This window comes from Exiguobacterium sp. BMC-KP (assembly GCF_001275385.1).
Classification (GTDB): Bacteria; Bacillota; Bacilli; order Exiguobacteriales; family Exiguobacteriaceae; genus Exiguobacterium_A.
Window position 1 is genome coordinate 1 of the sequence record NZ_LGIW01000013.1, and the last position, 23,883, is coordinate 23,883.

At 46.1% G+C, this 23,883-nt stretch carries 24 protein-coding genes; 11 read left to right on the top strand and 13 right to left on the bottom strand.

Features of this window, described 5'->3' with window-relative positions; genetic code table 11:
• Positions 1–284: 284 nt before the first annotated feature.
• Positions 285–1,154: a nucleotidyltransferase-like protein gene (locus tag ADM98_RS02865; protein ID WP_053452177.1), complete on the bottom strand. Its 870-nt coding sequence runs from the start codon at positions 1,152–1,154 to the stop codon at positions 285–287.
• A gap of 114 nt (positions 1,155–1,268) precedes the next feature.
• On the opposite strand from ADM98_RS02865, the gene ADM98_RS02870 reads away from it, so the two are divergent.
• Positions 1,269–1,631 (top strand): DUF2614 family zinc ribbon-containing protein, encoded by a 363-nt coding sequence (locus ADM98_RS02870; protein WP_029340912.1) that lies wholly within the window; start codon positions 1,269–1,271, stop codon positions 1,629–1,631.
• A 14-nt stretch (positions 1,632–1,645) separates the two neighbouring features.
• On the opposite strand, the gene perR is transcribed toward ADM98_RS02870, so the two are convergent.
• A complete protein-coding gene (gene perR, locus ADM98_RS02875; RefSeq protein ID WP_369792039.1) occupies positions 1,646–2,068 on the bottom strand; it encodes a peroxide-responsive transcriptional repressor PerR in 423 nt (140 codons plus the stop codon).
• Between the two features lie 175 nt (positions 2,069–2,243).
• On the opposite strand from perR, the gene ADM98_RS02880 reads away from it, so the two are divergent.
• Positions 2,244–3,542, top strand: coding sequence for a glutamate-1-semialdehyde 2,1-aminomutase (locus tag ADM98_RS02880; protein ID WP_053452178.1), 1,299 nt, complete (start codon positions 2,244–2,246; stop codon positions 3,540–3,542).
• A gap of 47 nt (positions 3,543–3,589) precedes the next feature.
• Here ADM98_RS02880 and ADM98_RS02885 read toward each other — a convergent pair whose 3' ends face one another.
• The 4 genes from ADM98_RS02885 to mutY all read right to left on the bottom strand — a co-directional run bounded on the left by ADM98_RS02885 (position 3,590) and on the right by mutY (position 7,514).
• Positions 3,590–5,323 (bottom strand): ABC transporter ATP-binding protein, encoded by a 1,734-nt coding sequence (locus ADM98_RS02885; RefSeq protein WP_053452349.1) that lies wholly within the window; start codon positions 5,321–5,323, stop codon positions 3,590–3,592.
• 90 nt (positions 5,324–5,413) lie between these two features.
• The gene (gene ntdP / locus ADM98_RS02890) at positions 5,414–5,956 is read right to left on the bottom strand and encodes a nucleoside tri-diphosphate phosphatase (protein ID WP_023467311.1); all 543 of its coding nucleotides are present in this window, start codon (positions 5,954–5,956) and stop codon (positions 5,414–5,416) included.
• 116 nt (positions 5,957–6,072) lie between these two features.
• A complete protein-coding gene (locus ADM98_RS02895) occupies positions 6,073–6,498 on the bottom strand; it encodes a hypothetical protein (protein ID WP_053452179.1) in 426 nt (141 codons plus the stop codon).
• Positions 6,498–7,514 carry an A/G-specific adenine glycosylase gene (gene mutY, locus ADM98_RS02900; RefSeq protein WP_053452180.1) on the bottom strand — a complete coding sequence of 339 codons (1,017 nt, stop codon included), beginning with the start codon at positions 7,512–7,514 and terminating at the stop codon, positions 6,498–6,500. The genes ADM98_RS02895 and mutY overlap by 1 nt, the downstream gene beginning before the upstream one ends.
• 103 nt (positions 7,515–7,617) lie before the next feature.
• On the opposite strand from mutY, the gene ADM98_RS02905 reads away from it, so the two are divergent.
• Entirely contained in the window at positions 7,618–8,601 is a 984-nt protein-coding gene (locus tag ADM98_RS02905) for a metal-dependent hydrolase (protein ID WP_053452181.1), read from the top strand.
• A 45-nt stretch (positions 8,602–8,646) separates the two neighbouring features.
• Here the strand turns inward: ADM98_RS02905 and ADM98_RS02910 are convergent, their stop codons facing one another.
• The 5 genes from ADM98_RS02910 to ADM98_RS02930 form a co-directional block, all read right to left on the bottom strand.
• Entirely contained in the window at positions 8,647–8,919 is a 273-nt protein-coding gene (locus ADM98_RS02910) for a YfhJ family protein (RefSeq protein WP_053452182.1), read from the bottom strand.
• A complete protein-coding gene (locus ADM98_RS02915) occupies positions 8,916–9,236 on the bottom strand; it encodes a DUF1811 family protein (protein WP_053452183.1) in 321 nt (106 codons plus the stop codon). Before ADM98_RS02915 ends, ADM98_RS02910 begins: the two co-directional genes overlap by 4 nt.
• A gap of 60 nt (positions 9,237–9,296) precedes the next feature.
• The gene (locus tag ADM98_RS02920) at positions 9,297–11,357 is read right to left on the bottom strand and encodes an ABC transporter ATP-binding protein (protein WP_053452184.1); all 2,061 of its coding nucleotides are present in this window, start codon (positions 11,355–11,357) and stop codon (positions 9,297–9,299) included.
• Positions 11,358–11,371: 14 nt separating this feature from the next.
• Positions 11,372–13,099 carry an ABC transporter ATP-binding protein gene (locus tag ADM98_RS02925; RefSeq protein WP_053452185.1) on the bottom strand — a complete coding sequence of 576 codons (1,728 nt, stop codon included), beginning with the start codon at positions 13,097–13,099 and terminating at the stop codon, positions 11,372–11,374.
• Between the two features lie 321 nt (positions 13,100–13,420).
• Positions 13,421–14,236 (bottom strand): RecX family transcriptional regulator, encoded by an 816-nt coding sequence (locus ADM98_RS02930; RefSeq protein WP_053452186.1) that lies wholly within the window; start codon positions 14,234–14,236, stop codon positions 13,421–13,423.
• 134 nt (positions 14,237–14,370) lie between these two features.
• Here ADM98_RS02930 and ADM98_RS02935 point away from each other — a divergent pair, with 134 nt between their 5' ends.
• The 7 genes from ADM98_RS02935 to ADM98_RS02965 all read left to right on the top strand — a co-directional run bounded on the left by ADM98_RS02935 (position 14,371) and on the right by ADM98_RS02965 (position 20,903).
• Entirely contained in the window at positions 14,371–15,279 is a 909-nt protein-coding gene (locus ADM98_RS02935) for a TIGR01777 family oxidoreductase (protein WP_053452187.1), read from the top strand.
• An 18-nt stretch (positions 15,280–15,297) separates the two neighbouring features.
• Positions 15,298–16,437 carry an amidohydrolase gene (locus ADM98_RS02940; protein WP_053452188.1) on the top strand — a complete coding sequence of 380 codons (1,140 nt, stop codon included), beginning with the start codon at positions 15,298–15,300 and terminating at the stop codon, positions 16,435–16,437.
• Positions 16,438–16,668: 231 nt separating this feature from the next.
• On the top strand, positions 16,669–17,229 hold the full coding sequence (locus tag ADM98_RS02945; protein WP_053452189.1) for a GNAT family N-acetyltransferase: 561 nt from the start codon (positions 16,669–16,671) through the stop codon (positions 17,227–17,229).
• 127 nt (positions 17,230–17,356) lie between these two features.
• Entirely contained in the window at positions 17,357–18,040 is a 684-nt protein-coding gene (locus tag ADM98_RS02950) for a response regulator transcription factor (RefSeq protein WP_023467299.1), read from the top strand.
• On the top strand, positions 18,037–19,431 hold the full coding sequence (locus ADM98_RS02955; protein WP_053452190.1) for a sensor histidine kinase: 1,395 nt from the start codon (positions 18,037–18,039) through the stop codon (positions 19,429–19,431). The genes ADM98_RS02950 and ADM98_RS02955 overlap by 4 nt, the downstream gene beginning before the upstream one ends.
• Positions 19,428–19,994 carry a TVP38/TMEM64 family protein gene (locus ADM98_RS02960; RefSeq protein ID WP_053452191.1) on the top strand — a complete coding sequence of 189 codons (567 nt, stop codon included), beginning with the start codon at positions 19,428–19,430 and terminating at the stop codon, positions 19,992–19,994. Before ADM98_RS02955 ends, ADM98_RS02960 begins: the two co-directional genes overlap by 4 nt.
• Positions 19,995–20,024: 30 nt before the next feature.
• Positions 20,025–20,903 carry an aldo/keto reductase gene (locus ADM98_RS02965; RefSeq protein WP_053452192.1) on the top strand — a complete coding sequence of 293 codons (879 nt, stop codon included), beginning with the start codon at positions 20,025–20,027 and terminating at the stop codon, positions 20,901–20,903.
• Positions 20,904–20,973: 70 nt separating this feature from the next.
• Here the strand turns inward: ADM98_RS02965 and rlmD are convergent, their stop codons facing one another.
• Both rlmD and ADM98_RS02975 read right to left on the bottom strand, forming a co-directional pair.
• The gene (rlmD, locus tag ADM98_RS02970; RefSeq protein ID WP_053452193.1) at positions 20,974–22,359 is read right to left on the bottom strand and encodes a 23S rRNA (uracil(1939)-C(5))-methyltransferase RlmD; all 1,386 of its coding nucleotides are present in this window, start codon (positions 22,357–22,359) and stop codon (positions 20,974–20,976) included.
• A 40-nt stretch (positions 22,360–22,399) separates the two neighbouring features.
• Positions 22,400–22,612 carry an SE1561 family protein gene (locus ADM98_RS02975; protein WP_023467294.1) on the bottom strand — a complete coding sequence of 71 codons (213 nt, stop codon included), beginning with the start codon at positions 22,610–22,612 and terminating at the stop codon, positions 22,400–22,402.
• Between the two features lie 84 nt (positions 22,613–22,696).
• Here ADM98_RS02975 and yfkAB point away from each other — a divergent pair, with 84 nt between their 5' ends.
• Positions 22,697–23,809, top strand: a complete 1,113-nt coding sequence (gene yfkAB, locus ADM98_RS02980) for a radical SAM/CxCxxxxC motif protein YfkAB (RefSeq protein WP_053452194.1) — start codon at positions 22,697–22,699, stop codon at positions 23,807–23,809.
• Positions 23,810–23,883: the final 74 nt, after the last annotated feature.

Here is a 23,883-nt window from a genome sequence, read left to right on the forward strand (position 1 = left end):
GTTTGTATTCCGTAGAATACGTTTTTTGCCTCATCGTTCAGTTTTCAAAGTTCGTCGTGTCGTTTTCAGCGACTTTAATAAGATATCACGGAATAACTTAAGCGTCAATCCCTTTTTGAAATCTTTTTTCTTTCTCGTCGCCGTCCAGCGCGTGTTGCCCTGTCGACATGTATTAATATACTATCTCGATATAATACCGTCAATAGTTTTACTAAAAAAACTTTAAAATTCTTTTTCCTTCTATATATAGCAAAACAATCAAATACATAAAATGAAGCCGATCGTCATAAGACCGGCTCATATGTCACGAGTTCGACGCCTGCTCCTTTAGTCGTTTGATACGAAATCCGGATCAAACCTTTTCGCATGAAGAAATCAATCAGGCTACTCAAATCTACCTTGACTTCTTGTAGTCGCTCTTCTTCCATCAATTCGTACATCGTCCAAGGCACGGTACGTTCCCGCATGATTTCGAATAAATAGCGACCTCCCGATAAGACTTTAGACTGTAGTAGATGTTCAAGCCCAATCAAAGCGAGGTGAATACGCTGATCTAACGTTTCTTCACTCATCAACAATTGTTCATATAATTTATAGACATCCGGATCATCCAGTCTCGCCTGTTCCCAAACTACTGTCTCAGGATGTTTTCCTTTTTCGAGAACAGATAATCGCGCAAGATGATGCAACGCATGATGGACATGTGTATAGGCATCATAGTGATGCCCGCGACTGAACAAGTTTCTTCCATCTTGGAAACGACGCAAGAGTTTAGCAAACGAAATCGTCATCTGTAGATGTCGCTCTTCATCTGGAAAGTTCAATAGTTGACGTTTTAAATCAACTAAGTAATCGTTTCGCTCGAAAACGATCGTTCCTTCTGCAATCCAGTGAATTGCACGTCGATTGGCATTCAACAAAATCCAGCGCGATAATACATCTTCGTGTACAAGATGTAAGGATACCCTTAGTGTGTTCAGTCGATAATGTTTGATCGTCCACTCGACTTCCGGATCTCTCGTAATGACGACAAGAAGTGTATCAAATTGATCCGTCAAGGAATCCCGCGGTTGTCGCTTCTCTACAGCAATAATCCCTTGTGTTTCACGGTAAGCCGCGTATTCTGAATAAATCGTTCGTGTTGCTTGTTCCATTTACTTCTCACCCTTCTATACGAACTCGTCGTTACCATTTTCGACAAAAAAACAAGCTTTCCTTCTTCAGACAGTCGTACTTCTTATGCTAGACTGACAACAGGGGGAATTCACTTGAAAAAACAACGTAAAAATAAAATAAACCGTGCGCGAAACCTTGCTATGTTTCTTGTATTCGGTGGTATGCTCGTCATGTACGGTGGTCTACTACTTAAACAATTCGAAATCATCATGGTCTTACTCATGCTTCTCGGCTTTGTCATGGTCCTCGCTAGTACGGCACTCTACTTCTTGATTGGTCTTACATCAACAAAAGCAGCTGTCGTTACTTGTCCGAACTGCGGAAAAGAAACAAAAGTACTCGGACGTGTCGACTTATGTATGCATTGTGATGAACCGCTCACGATGGATCCGTCTCTTGAAGGAAAAGAATTCGATGAAAAATATAATAAACACAATAAACGAGCTCCCCGCTAAGGCAGCTCGTTTTTTTATTGGACATTCGATTGACAGTCCGGACAAGTACCGTACACTTCTAATCGGTGACGATCGACTTTGAAGCCCGTTAAGTGAGCCGCAACCGTTTCGACATCATCGAGCACAGGATAGTTGAAATCAACGATCTTTCCGCAGTTTTCACAGATCATGTGGTAATGGCGCGTCGTAACGAAATCGAAGCGACTTGAAGCGTCTCCGTAATTCATTTCTTCAACGATTCCCTTTTCTCGAAAAACGCGTAAGTTATTATATACAGTCGCCACACTCATATTCGGAAATCGATGTTCAAGAGCACGATAAATCTCATCCGCTGTCGGATGCGTGTGTCCAGTCGTTAGATATTCCAAAATCGCGTGACGTTGTGGTGTCATTCGAACGCCTGATTCCCGAAGTGACTTCACGGCGTCATCCAGCATTTCGTTAGCCACGTCCATCCCCTCATTTCTATCTTTCATTGATTATCAGATTGTAATCTTTATAATTAGTCTACCTACAATTATCCATTCCGTCAACGGCTCTGCACCGGATTTGACGTCCATGATACAATCATATCGTGATATTTTTCACGAATCATCGATTGGAGGAATCCTCATGTCTACCCACACTACACGTCCTACTTCAGAGGCGTTATATGAAATCGCACAAGAGTGTATCGTTGGTGGCGTTAACAGCCCATCCCGTTCATTCAAAGCCGTCGGCGGCGGCGCACCTGTCTACATGGAACGCGGAGAAGGTGCTTATTTTTATGATGTCGATGGCAATCGCTATATCGATTACTTAGCAGCTTATGGTCCGATCATCACGGGACACGGTCACCCCCACATTACGGAAGCGATCACACATGCTGCCCAAAATGGTCTTCTCTACGGAACACCCCACCGTCTAGAAATCGACTTTGCACATAAACTACAAAAGGCGATTCCCTCGCTTGAAAAGGTTCGTTTCACGAACTCAGGAACAGAAGCCGTCATGACGACGATTCGTGTCGCTCGTGCTTATACAGGTCGGGAACTTGTTGTTAAATTCAGTGGTTGCTACCACGGTCATTCAGATCTGATGCTGATTGCAGCAGGCAGTGGACCAGCGACACTTGGTTCTCCTGATTCAGCCGGTGTCACGAAAGCGACAGCAAAAGAAGTCATTACGACACCTTTCAATGACATCGAGTCGTACCGTCAAATCATGGAACAATGGGGCGACCAAATCGCTTGTGTACTCGTTGAACCAATCGTCGGAAACTTCGGTATCGTCGAACCACAACCTGGTTTCCTCGCTGCAGTCAACGAAATCACACATGCTCACGGCGCACTCGTCATCTATGATGAAGTCATCACAGCATTCCGCTTCACATACGGTAGTGCACAAGAGTTACTCGACATCCGTCCCGATATGACAGCACTTGGTAAAATCATCGGCGGTGGTTTACCGATTGGTGCTTATGGTGGTCGTAAAGAAATCATGGAACATGTCGCGCCACTCGGTCCTGCTTATCAAGCGGGAACAATGGCGGGTAACCCGGCATCGATGGCTGCAGGGATCGCTTGTCTTGAATTACTTGAGCAGCCTGGCGTCTATGAACAACTCGATCATCTTGGCGCTTTACTCGAACAAGGTGTGCTTGAAGCAGCGAAGCGTCATGATGTCACGATTACGATCAACCGTCTAAAAGGTGCCATGACTGTCTACTTCACGGATGAAACAGTCATCGACTACGATGGTGCAGAACGTGCGGACAGTGAAATGTTTGGTCGCTTCTTTAAATTAATGCTTGAAGAAGGTATCAACCTCGCACCGTCGAAATATGAAGCGTGGTTCTTGACGACAGAACATACAGAAGCCGACATCACAGAAACGATTGCAGCAGTCGATCGTGCCTTTGCTCGACTATAATCAAATAAAAAGCAGCGATCCTCGTGTGAGGTTCGCTGCTTTTTTTGTTATTCGACAAGCTCCAAATTTTGAATCGCGTACAGTTCAAAATAAGCGCCCCGTTTTTGCATGAGGACTTCATGTGTCCCCATTTCCGTAATTTGACCATTTTCAATGACGACGATTTTATCGGCATCAGTGATCGTCGATAATCGGTGTGCGACAGTGAACGTCGTCCGTCCTTTCGCAAGACGAGCGAGCGAATCTTGAATCATCGCTTCGCTTTCTAAATCAAGCGCACTCGTTGCTTCATCCAAAATCAGAATCGGTGGATTCTTCAAGAAGACCCGTGCAATCGCAAGACGTTGCTTTTGCCCCCCCGACAACTTGACGCCGCGTTCTCCGACCGGCGTATGATAGCCGTTTGCCAATCGTTCGATGAATTCGTGGGCATTCGCTGCCTTAGCTGCCGCGATGACTTCTTCATCCGTCGCCTCTGGATTCCCCATCTTGATATTCATCTGAACCGATTCACTGAAGAGAATCGATTCCTGCATGACCATCCCAATCTGATCACGAAGACCACGTAACTTCAGGTCACGGATATCGACACCATCGAGCGTGATCCGTCCGGCAGAAACATCATAGAAGCGTGGAATCAAACTGACAAGCGTTGATTTCCCGCCACCTGACATCCCGACAAAAGCGATTCGCTCTCCTGCTTGGACGTCAAGCGTCAAACGATCAATCGCCAGCTCGCCGCCTTCTTCATAAGCAAAGCTGATGTTTTCGAACTGAACATTTCCGCGAACATCTTTTGGATCGCGTGCATTCGGTTTTTCCGTGATATCATACGGCTCATCTAAAAACTCGAACATTCGGTCCATCGAAGCAATTGATTGTGTCAATGTCGTCGAAGAGTTGACGAGACGACCGAGCGGTGCATACAGACGATCAATATAACCAATGAACGCGACCATCGTTCCGAGCGACACTTGATTGTTCAAGACGAAGAAGGCTGCTGTCCCGAAAATCAGAATCGGTGCGAAGTCCGTAATCGTTGAGACGACGACGTACGTCCGTGCATTCCAGTTCGTTTGGCGAAGTGCCGCTTTTAAGAAGCCATCATTTTGATGTTTGAACGCTTTGTTTTCATGTGGTTCGAGTGCAAAACTACGAATGACTGCCATTCCGTTGACGCGTTCCGTCAAATGACCTTGTAGTTCCGCAAGTGCTGCCGAGCGTTCCCGTGTCAAGCCACGTAAGCGACCGTAAAAGAATTTGACCGCAAGTGCATAGAACGGCAACGGAATGATCGCGACAAGCGTCAATTTCGGATCAATCGTCCACATGATCGCAATCGCAATGAAAATCGTGATCATATCAAGCCACAGATTCATTAATCCCGTGACGACGAAATCTTTCGTCTGCTCGACATCATTGATGATCCGCGAGATGACTTCACCGGTTTTCGTATTTGAATAAAAACGAAGTGATAATTTCTGAACATGATCAAACAATCGATTTCGAACATCAAATAGAATCTTCGACGCCGACCATTGCGCGAGGTATTGACGGACGTATTCAAGCGGTGGCTTGACGATCAAGAAGATGAAGACACCTGCTCCAATCAAATACGCCAACTGCTTACTTTTTTCCGCCATCGGCATCGTATTCCCAGTCAAGATGTTATCGATGATGTACTTATACAACAACGGAAGTCCGAGCGGGATCGAGAACTTGATGATCCCGACGAAGACCGTCAGGAGAATCTGTTTTTGATACGGCTTGACGAACGCCATGTAGCGGCGGATCGAGCCTTGTTTCTTACGTTTTGCTTGTGTTGCCACGTGTTTCACTTCCTTCAATTAAAAAAAGACGATGGCGAACCATCATCTCCGATATCTTGTTTCATATTCACGATACCACATATCCACGAAAGCCGGGTTAAACGGACCCTTCCGACTACGAATCCACTGAATCAGGATTTGGACATTGTCTTTCAAAATACGATCAATCGCCTTTGGATAATTCATCTCACGGCGATGTTTCTCATATTCGTCCTCATCGAGGATCATGTAAGACATGTCCGGATATACTTTGATATCTAAATCATAATCAATGTACTTGACTGCTCGATCTTTCTCATCGAACGTAGAAGGCGATCCGAGGTTGCAATAATAATAAATGCCGTCCTCCCGAATCATACAAATGACATTGAACCAGAGTTCTGTTGAAAAATAACAGATTGCAGGCTCTCGCGTTCGCCACTGACGACCATCCGATTCGCTGACCATGATGCGGTCATTGAACCCAATCAATTCTTCTTCCGTCGATTTCAGCACGAGCGTTTCTTCCCAAACTCTGTGTAAGCTCCCGTTATGTTTGAAACTTTGAATCTCAATCTTGCTACTTTCTTTTGGGAATCGACTCATGTGCTACTCCTTTCTAAAGCGTTTTTCTTCCATTCTGCTATACTCTCGTGCTTATTATACCCATTTTCAGAACGCATGAAAAACGAAAGGGTATTTTTTCAGAAAAATGACGGAATTCAGCCTTGAAAGTGATTCAAAATCGCATTTTTTCGTTGTTTGAACATCGGTTTTAAGATGAACGCTTCAATGGAGAGGGCAGGAAGGAATGATGCATAGGTCACTTCATCCACGAAATAGACTCCAGATTCACGTTCTTCAACCCGGTGCACGTGGCACCACGCTCGAAACGGATACGGGACTTTCGTACCAACATCAACGAAGACATATTCTTCTACGAAAGGAATCCAAGACGTCCAGGAGACAAACAGTGGCGAAACTCCGACGCGCAGACGAATTGTATTTCCTGCTCGCGTTCGTGTATCTCCCGACGTTTTCACTTGCGGAAATACGGTCAATCGACTCAATGCCTTGGCATCACTTAAGAATTCCCACGCTTGCTCTTTTGATGTATCGACACGTGTCTCAAAACGAAAAGTATGCATTAGATCTCCCCCTTTAATAGTCGATCAATCTTCATTTGCGCGACAGAAATCGGATGCGTCATATATGTTTCCTGATCGACTAGCACTGTCTGGTCCGGCTGTTCCGTCACGCGATAGACAGCAATTTCCCAAATCCGGTGCGAAAAGATATGCCGGACGTGTCCAACAAGCGTTCCGTTTCGATCTTCTTCCGCTTCCCGTAGTGGATATTGCCACATGCCAGCGAGTAAACCTGTCTCAGCTCGTTGTTCGATTGCGATTTTTCCATCTGTTTCATAGACAAGAGCATCATAAGGAATAATTTGCGTCTTCCCTTTCTTCGTCTTCACAGGCAATTCTTCCTGTGCGTTTCGATCATATGCGAAACAAACGTCTTGAACAGGACAAAGTCCACACATCGGTGACTTTGGGGTACAGACCATTGCCCCGAGTTCCATCAGCCCTTGATTAAAACTCGATGGATCAGCCGGATCAATCAATTGGTAAACTGCTGCTTCAAATAACTTCCGCGTCTTCGGAGCTGCGATATCCTCATAAATTCCAAGAACACGCGAAAGGACGCGCATCACGTTCCCATCTACTGCAGGTTCCGCTTGTCCATAAGCAATCGACAGAACCGCTCCTGTCGTGTACGGACCGACTCCCTTCAATTGACTGAATAATTCTTTCTCATCCGGGACAATTCCATCATATTTTTCAACAACTTCCTGAACTGCGATTTGAAGATTCTTTACACGGGAATAGTACCCTAAGCCTTCCCAATGCTTCAGGACCTCACTTTGTTCCGCTTGCGCTAAATCATGCGGTGTCGGAAAACGTTTCGTGAAGCGCTCGTAATACGGAATCACGGTATCGACGCGTGTTTGCTGAAGCATGATTTCACTAATCCAAATATGATACGGATTTTTTGTTCTCCGCCAAGGCAAATCTCGCTGTTCACGTAAGAACCAAGCAATCAGTTCTGTGGTAAATTGTGTTTTATTAAAGTTTGTGAAATATTCTTGAACGACAGTCAAAAGGTTACCTCTTTTCTCTTAGATACGATATATTAATTAAAAATTACACGAAAGAACCTCGATGGATCTACCATCACGATTTTATAGAAGGAGCGAATTCGCATTGGATACTGGGACGCATATCGGCATGGGACTTTGTCTCGCCGCCATCTCAACGCTACACCCTGACGTCGCAGCGAGCACGACGATGTTTGCTGCCGTGACGACGACAGCGCTCGTCGGCTCACATGCACCGGACTTCGACACCGTCTTCAAATTTAAAGGAAATAGCGCCTACTTGCGCCAACATCGCGGAAAGTCGCATGGCTTGATTGCCTTGATTGCTTGGCCCTTGCTACTATCAATTGTTATCGGTACGTTATTCGGTATACCTCCGACTTCATTATGGCTGATGGCACAGATTGCTGTCGCCCTTCATGTCTTCGTCGATCTGTTTAACGCGTACGGAACACAAGCCTTACACCCATTCAAACAATCCTGGATCGGTTGGGGTGTCATTAACACATTTGATCCGTATCTGTTCACGATGTATTATGCTGCGTTCGGGATTTGGTTGTTGACGAAAGCAACAATTGTCATCTTCCCAATATTGATCGCTATCGTCATTATCTACTACGCCGTTCAGTTTAAATTGCGGAATGATGCCTTAGCAACTGCAGCCCGTTATTATCGCGGGGCGCATAAGCTCTTCATCTCGCCAGGCATGAAATGGGACGAGTGGCATGTCGCGGCACGTTTACGTGACGAGTACTCTGTCGTTAAGATCAATAGTGGAAATGTCGTTGAGTGTGGAAATTTCCGCATCAAGGACGAACCGCATGGGGACGATTTATATGAAATCGTTAAACAAAATGCTGACTTGCAAGCGTTTCTTGAATTCTCGAAGATCCATACGTATACGGTCTCACGTAAGGACGGTATTGTCGAATACCGCTTTACGAACCTACGTTACTTCACGAAGGAAGTCTATCCGTTCGTTGCCGTCGTCAGAATCGACGCAGCGACAAAGGAAATCGTCAGTTCGTACACCGGCTGGGTGTTCAGCGAACGGACCTTGCAAAAAAAGTTGTTCATCCCTGCATTATAAAGAAAAAGCTCCGCGCAACGGTAATCCCGATGTGCGGAGCTTTTTTCATTCGACGTTTCGACCTGTCATCAAATGCTTGAACTTTTCATTCGTCGTGTTAAACCGGTGTAACATCGCCCCGTGCTGTTTAATCTGTTGTTCGACGAAATGAACAGCAACGGCTTCACCTTGATATTTTTCACCAGCACGCGCGAGTGTCGCTTCGAAATCTTCCCATAGGACTTCGACCCATGTTAATGCCTCGTCGGGCGTCAGTACGTCGTTTACTTGTAATAACTCTTCGGCTAGTTGCTGGAGTGCTTGTTCTCGATTTGTCATGCCTGTTCTCCCTCTCCTGTAAATAGTGCGAGTGGAATCGCGACTTCTTGAGCTGTTCCTTCAAAATGTCCCCAACCCATGACCCCATTGACGAAGTGTAATTCAAATCGTGCCTCTTCTCCTTCAATCCGGTAATAGGCACCCCGTTCAAATCGTTCCGGGTCGACTAAATAACTTTTCGCAATGGCGATTTTTCGCGTCACGACTTCTACTTCGCTGACGTTACCATGTTGCTCAGCTTTTCGTTTCTGTTCACTTAATTTCGTGATCAGCATTTCAAGCTCATATTTTGATAATTGACTCATCCGTGTCTCCATTAAAAAAATTCCCCCTCTTCGTTTTTCAGTATAAACGAAAAGGAGGAGAAACTGGATGGATTAGCTTGATTTCAATTCAAGATTACGCTTGCTTTGCAACGCGTACATTTTCGCATAAATACCGGACGCTGAAAGAAGCACATCATGTGGTCCCCGCTCTACGATCCGACCATGATCAAGAACAAGAATCTCGTCCGCATCCTTGATCGTCGACAAGCGGTGCGCAATGATGAACGTCGTCCGTCCTTTTGTTAACGTCAGCAAAGCCTCTTGAATGACTGCTTCGGTTTCTGAGTCGACACTTGCTGTTGCTTCATCAAGAACAAGGATTGCTGGATCGAATGCCAGCGCACGAGCAAAGCTTATTAATTGGCGCTCCCCAGCGGATAACGTAGCACCTTTTTCAATGACCGGTTCATCGAGTCCATTCGGGAGACGGTCGATGAATCGATCGGCTCCGACGGCTTCAATCGCCTGGCGAACGCGAGCTTCCGTTATATCAGGATTGCCGAGCGTGATGTTCGACCGGATCGTTCCCGTGAAGAGGAACGGATCCTGTAAGACGATCCCCATATGCTCACGGACTGCTTGTTTCGGTAAGTTTGTCACGTCTTGTCCGTCAATCAACAATTGCCCTTTTGACGGATCATAGAACCGCATCAGCAAGTTCATGATTGAGCTTTTCCCACTGCCGGTATGACCAACGAGAGCAATCGTTGCGCCTGGTGCTGCGTCGATTTGAATTTCACGCAATACAGAATTACCTGCCTCGTAACTGAATTCGACGTCTTTGAAGGAAACTGCTCCTTTAAAGCGCGGAACACGACCTTGTTCGACCGGCTCGCCTTTTTCGTCGAGCAACTGGAACATCCGGTCCGCTGAGACGAGCGCTTGTTGCAGTGGTGATAGCTGATTCATAATTTGAGTGACCGGTTCGAACAAACGGGACACATAATCGATATAGGCATATAAAATACCGAGCGATAAAAACGATCCGTTTGTCAGGCTTTTTCCACCGACGACCCAAATCAATAGGGCAAGCGTCAGGTTTTTCAAAAAGTAGGATAAGTTGTGTGACATCAAGGCATCGAGTCGTAACAACTTTGCCCGTGTCTGATAGTTCTCTTCATTTTTTTCTTCGAATTCGGCAAGGACTTCCTTCTCGCGCGCATAGGCTTGAATGATCGGCATCGTCTGAATGTTTTCATTCAATTGTCCATTCATGTCAGCAACGAGCGAACGAACCTTGAAGTTATTTTTCGTCGCAAGTTTCTGGAACAGTTGAATCCAGAAATAGACGATCGGAATGATGATCAGCGAGACAAGTCCTAGTCGGTAATCAAGGAAGAACATCGCGACAAGAATTCCTGCCATCGTGATGATTCCTGAAAAGACCCGTGCGAGCACACCGAGATAGAGATCACGAATCGTCTCCGTATCATTCGTGACCCGACTGACGATTTTCCCGATTGGCGTCTGATCGAAATAACGGACCGGTAACCGTTGCAGGTGCGTAAAGACATCAAGTCGCATCCGTTTGATGATTTTATGGGCCGACCGCTGGAGTAAAATTTGCTGTACCCAGTTCAATCCAGCTGCTACTAGTAACAAGATGACGTAGATCAATGATAGCCAGCCGATCGCTTTTAAGTCGTTTGAATAAAAATCATAGACCTGTCCTTGTGTCAGTTTTTGAATATCGTTATACGTGTATACGTCGTTCCCACGCGTAACGGTCATCGTATTTCCACTGATGTTCCGTTCCCCACCACTAACGACTTGTTTGGGTACGAAATAGTAGCCGTTTTCTGTTTGAACGATCGAGACGGATCGAACGATTTCATCTTTAGAGACATCTTGTGCTTTGGCGAATTGACGACCGTCATACGTGACCGCGCCATCCGTTTTAACTTCAACCCAGTCCTTTTCAATCGCTACGATATGTTCATCGATGATGACTTTAGCGATATAGGGACCCGTCAGTTCTGCTCCGACTGCTAGTACGAGTAGAAACAGCCCTAAAAAGATCGCTTGTTTTTCGTGCATCGCATAGCGGATCAACGAACGGATCGTCGTCTTCCGACGTGCCGGATCGAGTTGATATAATTCCAATTCATTCATGTAGAGGCACCTCCTTACATCTCTTCACTTTGTCGCTCGAATTGTTGAGCGTACCAGCCATTTTGTGCCATCAGGCTATCGTGTGTTCCTCGTTCTGAAATCACCCCGTCTTGTAAGACGATGATTTCGTCCGCATGCGCCACTGCCGATAAGCGATGGGCAACGATCAATGTCGTTGATTGATGACGATTCGAGCGAATCGAATCGATAATATGTGATTCCGTTTTCGCATCTACTGCCGACAGTGAATCATCCAGCAGTAGCAATTCTGGTTTTTTCAACATTGCACGTGCGATCGACAGACGTTGCTTTTGTCCGCCTGATAATGTGACGCCTCGTTCGCCGACCATCGTCTCAAGTCCTTGTTCGAGCGTCTCGATGTCTTTTTCAAAGGATGCGAGACGAATCGCTTCCTGTAATTCTTCTTCCGTCGCTTCACCTGCACCGAACAAGATATTGTCCCGGACGGATTTCGAGAACAGTAAATGTTCTTGTGATACGTAACCTGTCCATCCACGCACTGTTTCAAGCGCGATATCTTCATACGGCACACCGTTGACCGTCAGCATGTCTCGACCAATCGGATACTCACGCAGGAATTGACGCAAGAACGTCGTTTTCCCGGACCCGGTTGGTCCAACGATTCCAATCGTTGCTCCTTGATCGATCGTCATGTTCAAATCTTGTAATACCGGATGCGCCGTTTCTGGGTACGTAAATGTCAAATTCGTCATCTCAATCCGCTCCGGACGCTCGACGTGCTCCCGCGGCGTCGAGGCAATCAACGGTTTCACACGCATCGTCGCTTCTAAGCGGTCAAGACTCGCTGTTCCCCGCTGGATGACGTTGATCAATTCACCAAATGCATACATCGGCCAGATCAGCATTCCGAGATAGATGTTAAAGGCGACCAATTGTCCAAGCGTGATATCGTTCGTAAAGACGAGATATGTCCCGAACGACAAGCCGATCAAATAACTGAATCCGACGAGTAGTTTAATGATCGGTTCAAACAAGACATCGATTTTTGCGACGTGCATGTTTTTCTCAAAGACATCCGTCGTCACATCGTCGAACCGTTTGACATCAACTGGTTCTTGGACAAACGAACGGATGACACGCAGTCCAGAAATCGACTCGACGACCTGATCGTTCATCGTTCCGAACGAGTCCTGGGCAGTAATGAAACGACCATGAATTTGACTCCCGAGCTTATTCATCGCATAGGCGAGAAGTGGCATCGGTAATAATGCAGCGAGCGTCAACTTCCAGTCGATCGCGACACCCATAACGACAAGTGTGATGGCTGTCATATTCAGCGAATCAACGAGCGTCAAGACACCAAACCCAGCTGTCCGTTCAACGGCTTTTAAGTCGTTTGTTGCGAGTGCCATCAAATCACCTGTCCGATTCTTTTGATAGAACGTTGGTGTCAATTTCAATAAGTGCGTAAAGAACCTACTCCGCAATGTCCGCTCTAGTAAAAATGCCGTTCCGAATAACTTAGCTAACCACTGATACGTCAAAATGAAGGAGATGATGGAAATGACCGTTAATCCACCGACATACTGTAAGAGTGTCGTTCGATCCATCGAACCTGAGCGTAAACCGTCGATCACTTTTCCGATCAACCACGGCGGTGTCAAATCGATGAAGCCCGTGATGATCAGTAAGACGACTGCTACGAGGTAAGATGATTTGTGTTCTTTTAGAAACCAACTCAATTGCCGAAATAAACGCATGAGGGTCCCCCCTTTACTGTGAAATGAAGTGTTTTTTCCGAGCACGCAAAAAGGCATACGGATTTCCGGATGCAGTCCGAGAATCCGTATGCCTTGAAATAGACATACTGTTTTCTTGTTCGTCTGCGCGCTCGGGAGACGAATCCCCTTGCTCGCACATGAAATGAATTACTTATACGTGCTCAAGAGTCTCCGTCGTATTCAGCTGTTGGATGTGTGTGAAACCAATTGGCTTTTTCATAGGACGGTTCCTCCTTTTCTTAGTCTGTGCGTAGAATAACACAATTGTCGGATAATTGTCAATTTTTCGTCTTGCTTTCGTTATTCTGTCTCTTCTTCTTTAACTTGTTCAAGAACTTGAGCCGCTAGTCCATACGGAAATCCCTTTCGGACAAGTGCCTGTTTTACCTTTTGCTCGCGTTCGAACGGTTCGAGTTGCCGGTACTTCGGATAATACTTGCGTGCTTGATAGAGTGCTGCTTGTTCTTCTTCGTCACCTTCTTCAGCTAAGAATACCTCTTCGATGCCCGCTTTGATCAAATCGGTCGAAAACCCGCGTTGCATAAGTGTCATCTGTAGCTTTTGCGTCAATTCGCGTACGGAGCGTCGTTGCAATTCCTTTTGCTTTTGTCGTAAAAACTTAAGTATTTTTTTGTATGCTTCTTCATCCGTAAACGTCATGATTGCCTCATCGATTGCTGTCTTCGGTATCTTCAACGCCTCAAGATCGCGGCGAATCTTTCCCGGTCCTTGTGGTGTAGTTGCTTTTTTCGTCGCTGTATACGCAAGTGCGAACTGGTGATCATCGAGATAGCGTTGCTCTGTCAATCGCTCGATCGCATGTTTGATCGCATGTTCCGGTGTCTCTTTTTCCGTCAGATACGTGACGACCTCACTTGTTGCCCGCATCCGATACGATAAGTGATTCAATGAGAGACGATATGCTTTCTGCTGTTCTTCAGCCGTCAGTACTTCCTTAACGAAGTCGTCATCGAGCTCTTTATCGCGCTGTAGATTGTATTTGATTAAGATATCGACGTCTACGGCAAATGCATATTCTTCTTTACCATCACGTTCGACATAGATATTGAATCGTTCGCTGTTCTTTTTCTGGGTCGAGATCCGCTTGATCTTCATTTCGTTCCCTCCTCTAACCTGATTCGATAGTTCTACGATAGCATGAACAGGCAGGTCTATGTTTGACTGAAACTAAGGAACGGGAACAAATGGTAAGAACCTTATTTTGATGGATTTCAGGGAGGATGGATTATATGAAGATTGCAATCACGGGTGGAACTGGAATGATTGGTCAAGCCTTGACGAAGCGTTTACTTGAGCAAGGACATCATATTTTTATTTTAACGCGTCATCCGAAAGCGGATGATGCGCACGTCACATATATCAAGTGGATGACAGAAGATGCAAAACCGGAACAACATTTAGAAGGAGTCGATGCTTTTATTCATCTCGCCGGCGCTTCAATCAATGATGGTCGTTGGACGGATGAACGAAAACGCGTCATTCTCGATAGTCGTGTCAGTACGACAAAAGAACTGGTACGAATCGTCGAAGCACTCGATCAAAAACCAAACGTCGTCTTATCTGCTTCGGCAGTCGGAATTTACGGACAAGATCGGCATCAGACGTTCTCAGAAGACCAACCACTCCCCCCGACTGCTGACTTTTTGAGTCATGTCTGTGTCGCATGGGAAGATCTCGCCCGTCCGATTGCTGACGCTGGCATTCGACTCGTTCATCCACGAATCGGTGTCGTCTTGACGAAAGCCGGCGGTGCTTATCCATTAATGCGCTTACCGTACGTCTTGTTTGGTGGCGGTACGATGGGTGACGGAAAACAATGGGTGTCTTGGGTCCATATCGATGATTTAGTCGATTTATTCATCTTCGCCCTTGAGACCCCGACAGTCGAGGGGCCGCTGAACATTACTGCTCCTCACCCAGAGACGATGCGTCGCTTTGGTCAGACGATTGGGAAAGTCTTGCACCGTCCACACTGGCTCCCTGCTCCACGCTTCGCGTTAGAACTCGCACTGGGTGAAAAGAGTACGATCGTACTCGAAGGAGCGCGTGTCGTTCCAAAAAAAGCGCTCGAAAACGGATACAAGTTTCGGTATGCTGAACTAAAGGATGCGTTACGAGCAATCGAGCATTCAAACTAGTACAGGGGTGGACGATACTTGGATATCTTAATTCGAAATGCACATATCTATCCGATTACTTCGGACAGTTTTTACGGAGACATCCGAATCCGTGATGGGAAAATCATTGAAATGGGTGAACTGCTTGATCATTTAGAAAATGATCAAGTCGTTGAAGCTGAAGGTCACTTTTTATTGCCCGGTTTCATCGATGCCCACACGCACCTTGGATTATATGACGAAGGAACCGGAACGGTCGGAAACGATGCCAATGAGACGATCTTTGCGATGACACCACATCTCCGTGCCATTGATGGCGTGTACCCGCTTGATGAAGGATTCAAGGAGGCTGTTCAACATGGTATCACGACCGTTCAAGTCATGCCCGGTAGCATGAACATCATCGGTGGTGTCACAAGTGTCATCAAAACACATGGTCGATTCATCGATGATATGATCCTTCGCAAGTACGCGGGTCTGAAGGTGGCGCTTGGTGAAAACCCTAAACGCGTCCATAGTGCTGGTCGCGCCGGTGAACTGACACGGATGGGCATCATGGGAATGTTACGCGAAGCTTTTCTTGAAGTTCGGACACAACACGTTTCTGAAACCTTCGCTCACCAAATGATCAAACGTGTTCTTGACCATAAAATGCCTCTACGTGTACATGCGCACCGAGCAGATGATATCCTGTCCGCCATTCGTTTTGCGGAAGAGTTCGATCTTGATTTACGTATCGAGCATTGTACGGAAGGTCATCTCGTCGCGAAAGAGATGGAGCAGTTGCCGATTGAAAAAGTGACTGTCGGACCGACATTTACACGTAAGTCTAAAATCGAACTGAAGAACAAAACGTGGGAAACTTACCGGATACTACACGAACACGGTCTTGAGATTTCGATTACGACCGATCATCCGTACACCCCTGTCCAGTATTTGAACCTCTGTGCTGGTCTCGCTGCACGAGAAGGTTTACCGGTCGACATCGCCTTACGGGCAATTACGATTCATCCCGCCCGTTCGCTTGGTGTAGAGGATCATGTCGGATCGATCGAGACCGGAAAAGATGCCGATCTCGTCCTCTGGAGTCACTTCCCACTCGACTATTTAGCAAAGCCGCTCATGACGATGATCGACGGAAAAATCATTTTTGAACACGCTCAATTGAACTTGTCTTAACCCCGCTCCCGTAAGGTGTTTGTAACGCCTTTCGGGGGTTTTGAGCGCTTCCGAAAAACATCTTGTTTTTGTATCTTTTTTCACAAAAATTATTTTCTTGCAATTTTAAAAAAAGAAGGTAATATTATCTTATCCGACAACTGAAGAAGGCATACCATGCGCGGTTCAAACGAGTCAGACAGGTAGCTTTCGACAATCATTCTTGCGGTCCTAAAAAGGAGGAATGGAAGTATGCTCAAGCAACGGGAGCTGAGCGACTGCGCTGATTTGTTCGAACTGATGCAGCATCAAGACGTATATCCGTACGTCCGCCAAAAAACACGGTACTTTGATGAATTTCTGTTTACTACAAAGCAGGCAATCGAAGAGGAAGAACGTGGTGAAATCGTATCACGTACCATCCTAGATGAGTTCGATCAACCGATTGGTACGATTAGTTTACTCGATATCGAAGGACAATATGGGTTTCTCGGTACATGGTTAGGTAAACCGTATCATGGTAAAGGATACAATCATTTAGCGAAAGAAGCCTTCTTCTCTGAGCTGTTCTTCGAGCTCGAATACGAGAGTGTCTTCATGAAAATTCGCAAAAGTAACATCCGTTCACAAAAAGCAGCTGAAAAATTGCCATACGCGTTCTGTGCTGATGAGTTGCGCCCAGCGCTCCTTGAACAATTGAATGCCGGTGAGACACAATTCACGCTGTATGAAGTCTCAAAGTCTAGTTTCCACATGTACATTCATGGTCGGGAGCTCGAAACACTATATGATCACCAACAACTCGAAGCATGAGAGCCTTGTCTCTCGTGCTTTTTTGCGTCCACGCATGCGTTTCTAAAGTTTGAAATGGTATGATAAATAAGAAAACTTATCTTTATGGAAGAAACTCTTTCTTCTACAGGAAATGGAGCGAAGACTTATGCCAGAATCGTTTAACATTCTCGTAGTAGATGATGAAGCACAAATGCGTGACCTTCTCGTCTCGAATCTCGAAAAAGAACATTACACGACGATGACAGCTTCTAATGGACAAGAAGCAATCCATCTCATTCAACAAAATACATTCCACCTCGTCCTACTCGATGTCATGATGCCGGAAATGGATGGTTTGACAGCCTGTATGCGGATTCGTGAATTCTCAAACGTTCCGATCATCATGCTGACGGCACGTTCGGACGAACTCGACCGGATCCACGGTCTAAAAATCGGAGCTGACGACTATATTACAAAACCATTCAGCCCACGAGAGCTGCTCGCTCGGATCGAAGCGACACTTCGTCGTTCTCATCGATTCACGGTCGATCAATCGGCTACTTTGACGCTTGGTATGCTCGAACTTGATACCGAAAGTCGGAGTGTCCACGTTAACGGTAAACCGGTCAGTCTGACACGTAAGGAATTTGATTTGTTGCATTTGTTCGCCCAAAACAATGATAAGGTCTTTTCTCGCGAACAGTTACTCGATCAAATCTGGGGTGCAGATTATATCGGTAACTTGCGGACAGTCGATACACATATCAAAACACTTCGCTTAAAGCTCGGGGAAGCTGGTGGCTCGATTCAAACAGTCTGGGGCATCGGTTATAAATTCGAGGAAGTATGATTAAGCGCTATACGATCCGGCGTCGGATTTGGATCACGATTTGGTTCACAAGCGTTTTTTCTGCCATTTTGTTCGTCCTGTTGACGTTTTATCTCTACGACCGGTTCTATCTTCAGACGCAGGAAGATATCTTATTAAACCGAGGCGAAAAGCTGATCAACATCTATGAATCTGAAGGATTATCCGGTGCTTTTTATGATGGAATGACTTATACGAATGAGTTAACAGAATCAAAAGTCTTCTTCATTGATTTTCTGAAGAAAAATCCAGCCGGACTTCGTTTTTTGACGAATGCAGATATTGAACAACTGCGAAACGGGGAAACTGTTGTCTCGAGTCGGACCCATCCGATTGAAGGAACAGACATTTTAATGACCGGATTTCCAATCATTGAAAACAATCGACTCGTCGGTACGCTGATCTTGTATTTGGAACTCGGTCAAATCAGTGAACCGTTCCGTCCACTCCGGCTGATGATCTTCTTTATGATCGGACTGATCGTCTTGAATCTTGTCATCTTTGGACGCCAGATCATTGATACGATCATTCGCCCGTTAATCGATATGAAGCGCGCCTCAACCGTCTATGCGCAAGGTGACTTTGATTACCGGATTCCAATTCAGTCAGATGATGAAATCGGTGAACTAGCAGAGACGTTGAACAAGATGGCAGAATCACTCGGTGAGGTCGATGAGCAACGTAAAGAGTTCCTCGCAAACGTTAGTCACGAACTCCGTACACCACTCTCTTATATCCGTGGTTATACGGAGATGATGCAGGACGATTCACTCGAGGAAGAAAAACGTGCTCAGTACTATCAAATCATCGAACGGGAAACCGAACGTTTGCAACGTCTCGTCAATGACTTACTCGATCTCGCTCAACTCGAGCGCGATTCTTACCCGATGTCGAAACAACCACTCGTCTTCAGTCAAGTACTTGAAGATGTGATCTACCGGATGGAACCGATCGCTCAATCAAAAGGGGTCACATTCGTCATGAATCTCGACCCGGATCAAATCGTCTTAGGCGATACGGACCGTCTCGAGCAAGTCTTTGGTAATTTACTCGATAATGCATTGCGGTACACACCACCCGGCAAACAGATTTTCTTGTCGACTGAAACGATCGGTGACCGGACGCATTGTCTAATTCGAGACGAAGGAGAAGGCATTCCGGAAGAACATCTCGATCGACTGACGAAACGCTTTTACCGTGTCGATAAATCACGGACGCGCAAAGATGGCGGAACTGGTCTTGGTCTTGCGATCACAAAACACATCATTGATCGGCATGATGGGACGATTCGGTTCAACTCCATTCTCGGACAAGGCACAACCGTCCACATCGAGTTACCGCTTCTTCCGGATGAAGAGGATGGTTTCGAATGATGGAACAGCATGTCGTACAGACTTTTGAACTCTTCGGTTCGTTTGCACCGATCGTTAGTTTGTTAATTGGTATCGTCGTCAGCGTTCTTGGTGTTTTACCGAGTACGTTCGTCACCGCTGCGAACCTCGTCTACTTCGGACTATGGTACGGCACACTGCTCTCGTTCATCGGTGAGGTCTTCGGTGCAGGGTGTGCCTTCCTGCTCTACCGGAAAGGATTACGATATGCCCTTCGTCGTCCACTTCCGGATCGATTCGCTCGCCTGCAGCAAAAGCTACAAGCACAACAAGGACGCGAAGCCTTTTTGACGATCATCTTATTGCGACTATTACCATTCGTCCCGTCTGGCATTGTCAATATCGTTAGTGCGGCTAGTGGTGTTTCCATCTTGCTTTTCCTATCTGCAAGTACGCTCGGAAAAATTCCAGCTATGTTACTCGAAGTACTCGCCGTCCATCAATTCATGCAATCCTCGACGATGATGCAATGGTCGATTGCAGGCATCGCACTCGTCAGTTATTTGATCTATCGCGTATATCAAAAACGAATATCATCGATTTAATTACAAGCTAGCTGAAAGGAATTGTCGTTCATGGAGTTAAGACGTTTTGGAACATCCGATTTACTTGTTTCTCCGCTTGGTTTTGGAGCCGGTCATATTGGTGCAGAACAGATGACGGATCGCGAAGCCGTCTATTTACTGGAACAAGCACGGGATCTTGGTATTAATCTGATCGATACAGCACGCGGCTATGGCTTATCCGAGCAACGTGTTGGGCAATTCCTAAAGAATCGTCGTCACGACATCATTCTCTCGACGAAGGTCGGCTATGATGTAGCGGGTGCACAGGATTGGACCTTTGAAGCGGTCAGTGGCGGCATCGATCAAGCCTTACGGACGATGCAAACGGATTATCTTGATATCGTACACTTACATTCCTGCAGCCGAGAGATTCTTGCTCAAAGTGACGTCATCGAGGCGCTGGAACGAGCAAAACAAGCTGGGAAAGTCCGGGTCATCGCTTATTCTGGTGATCGGGAAGATTTGCAGTATGCCATCGAAACGAAACGCTTCGATAGTTTTCAGACATCCTTCAATCTGTTCGACCAACGCGTCGATCAAGTCTTGCCTACACTTTTGAATCACGGGGTCATCGCCAAACGTCCAATCGGTAATGCACCGTGGCGCTTTACGGATCGTCCGGTCGGACAATATGTTGAACCCTACTGGGAACGGGCGCAACAACTCGCTTATCCACTCGAAGAATCAAGCTGGCTTGAGACCGCACTTCGTTTTACAATTTTTGAACCAGGCATTACGACGGCCATCATCGGAACGTCTCGACCAGAACACCTCGCTGTGAACCAGCAGCTGATTGAACGTGGTCCACTCCCAGCTGACCGCGTCACTCAATTGAAAGAACGTTTTTCCGAATGTGACGCCACGTTCGATTATGTTTCACAAACGTAAGTGATCAGTCGCAGAAAAAAAGCCCGTATGCACTCCTCTTAACGAGTGTGCATACGGGCTTGTTTCATACTTAGAACTTTTTCTTTTTCTTCTTTTCGAGCACGACGATCGCTTCGACGTGTGCCGTTTGTGGGAACATATCATACGGTTGAATGTACGATACCTTATATCCCGCTTTCATTAAGTGATCGCAATCACGTGCAAGCGTCTGCGGGTTACACGAGACATAGATGATTTTTTTCGCCTTAGACGAAATCATTGCGTTCAATAACTGCGTATCGCAACCTGAACGGGGTGGATCGACGATGAAGACATCTGGAATCCAGCCTTCCTTCACCCAACGTGGAATCCATGCTTCTGCCTTACCGACGACGTAATGCGCATGATCAAAGCCATATTGCTTCATGTGCGCGTTCGCATCTTCAACTGCTTCTTCAATGATTTCCATCCCGCGGACTTCTTTCGCACCCTTAGCAATCCAGAGTCCGATTGAACCGACACCTGCGTATGCATCAACGACACGTTCTTCGCCTGTTAAAGCAGCAGCACGGGCAATCTCTTCATACATTCGTTCTGCCTGTTCTGGGTTCAACTGGAAGAAAGCGCGTGGCGACAATTGATACGTGAACTCGCCCATCTCTTCTTCGATCCGTTCCATACCACGCAACACTTCCGTCTCTTCTCCGAAGACACGTGACGTCAACTTGTCATTGATGTTCAGTGCGACCGAGACGACACCTGGAATATCCATGATATCGCGGGACAGCCCTTCTAGATCACGGAAGCCATCTTTAAAGGCAACGAGCACAACTTGAATTTCGCCTGTTTTGATTCCTGTCCGAACGACGATATGTCGCATGACACCGTCTTGTTTTGATGCATGGTAAACGGGCACTTTATAGTTATTGAGTAATTTCGTGACAGCTTGGTTGACGCGAAGCGTATCCTTATTTTGGACGACACAATCGTCGATTGCGACAAGACGATTGGAATTCGCAGAATAGAGACCACTGACGATTTCATTGTTTTGTTTCCCGACGACGAATTGTGACTTGTTGCGGTATCCCCACTCCTTCGAGCCAATCGTCGGACGGATATCAGCCTTCTCAACATTCAACTTCGTTGATTTCAAGAAGGCATTGCGAAGCATCTCTTCCTTATAACGTAATTGTCCATCGTAACTCATATGCTGTAATTGACAGCCACCACAGACACTATAGACTGGGCAAAGTGGTGTCACACGGTCTGGTGAACGATCGTCACGCTTTAAGATTTTTGCATTCGCATAGTTCGCATGGATTTCTGTGATCTCGATTTGTGCCGTCTCCCCTACAAGTAACCCTGGGATAAAGACGATCTGTCGCTCAAGCGTTGCGATCCCTTCACCGTTGATTCCCATTCGTAGACAAGTGACCGAACGGACCTCACCCGTCTGTAATTTGATTTTTGTTGCCATTGATTTCATCCTTCCTCTTTACGCAAATGAAAAAGCGGTCTCAATCTACCGCTTTTTTCGTTTCTTCTTGTTCTTTCATATCCTTCGCATATCGAACGACCTTCGCCTTCAATTGATCCAGTGATACGATCAGTCGTTCCAAATCTTCGATATCTGATGATTCATCGAGTGAATCGATTGTATGACAGAGAAGCTGCATTCTTGATTTTAGCACATTCATTTGACCAAGTTTATCAGTTCTTGCTTTTCCCATTATTCAGACTTCCTTTCTTCCGCTGGATTCCGACGTTATTTTAGCATACGATACGAGGTGGAGCACTAAAAAGGAGGAGTAAATATGCCACATTCATCACCCATTACGATCGCGAATGATCCGTGGGAAGCTTATCGTGACATTGAACAATACGGCACGGTCCGTTTGACGAACATTGAAGTCACGACAACAAAACTGTGTAACATGCGCTGCGAACATTGCGCCGTCGGTTACATGTTATCCAGTAGCGAATCACCTGAAATTCCAGTCGAACTACTCATTCAACGCCTGGATGAAATCGAACATCTGCGTGCGTTTTCCATCACAGGTGGAGAACCGATGCTCTCAATGAAGTCCGTCAAGGAATATGTGGTCCCTTTACTTAAGTATGCCCACGAACGTGGCGCTAAAACCCAAATCAACTCAAATTTAACACTTCCGTTATCTCGCTATGAATTAATCATTCCTTATTTAGATGTCTTGCACATCTCACATAACTGGGGAACAGCCGATGATTTCATCGATGGTGGCTTTGCGATGATGGAACGAAAACCGTCACGCGAAGCACGGACGAAGCTATTTGAGACGATGAAAGAGAATGCCCGTATCCTGAATGCACGAGGTGTCATCGTTTCTGCTGAGACGATGATCAATAAACGGACCTTACCACATCTTGAAGCGATTCATAAGGAAATCGTCGATATGGGCTGTGTTCGTCACGAAGTGCATCCGATGTACCCCGCTGACTTCGCGTCGATGATCGAAGCGGCTAGCTTGCCCGAAATCCGCGATGGGATTCATCGTTTGCTCGATGTTCGGGATCCGAACGTCTGGATGTTATTTGGAACACTCCCCTTCTATGCTTGCTCGATGGAAGAGGCGGATTTAGAACTTCATCGACGATTGCGTCAAGAGAAAAACGTATCTGTCCGCAATGACCCTGATGGTCGCTCTCGGCTCAACGTCAACATCTTTGATGGCGAGATCATCGTAACGGATTTCGGTGATGAACTTGCTTCGCTCGGTACGATTCATGAGACATCCTTCAATGATGCGTATGCCGAGTGGCAAGAAACGGAACTGAATAAAAGCTTGTCGTGTCACTGTCCTGCAGTGCAATGCCTCGGACCAAACGCCCTTGTGAAGAATGCATATTACCCTCAGATTGATTTCACAAAACAATCGAGTCGGCTTTAAATCTAAAAAAGAGGTTTTGAACAATTCTTTCCCGGGAAAAATGTCACAAAGTAGACACAATCTGTTTTTCTAAA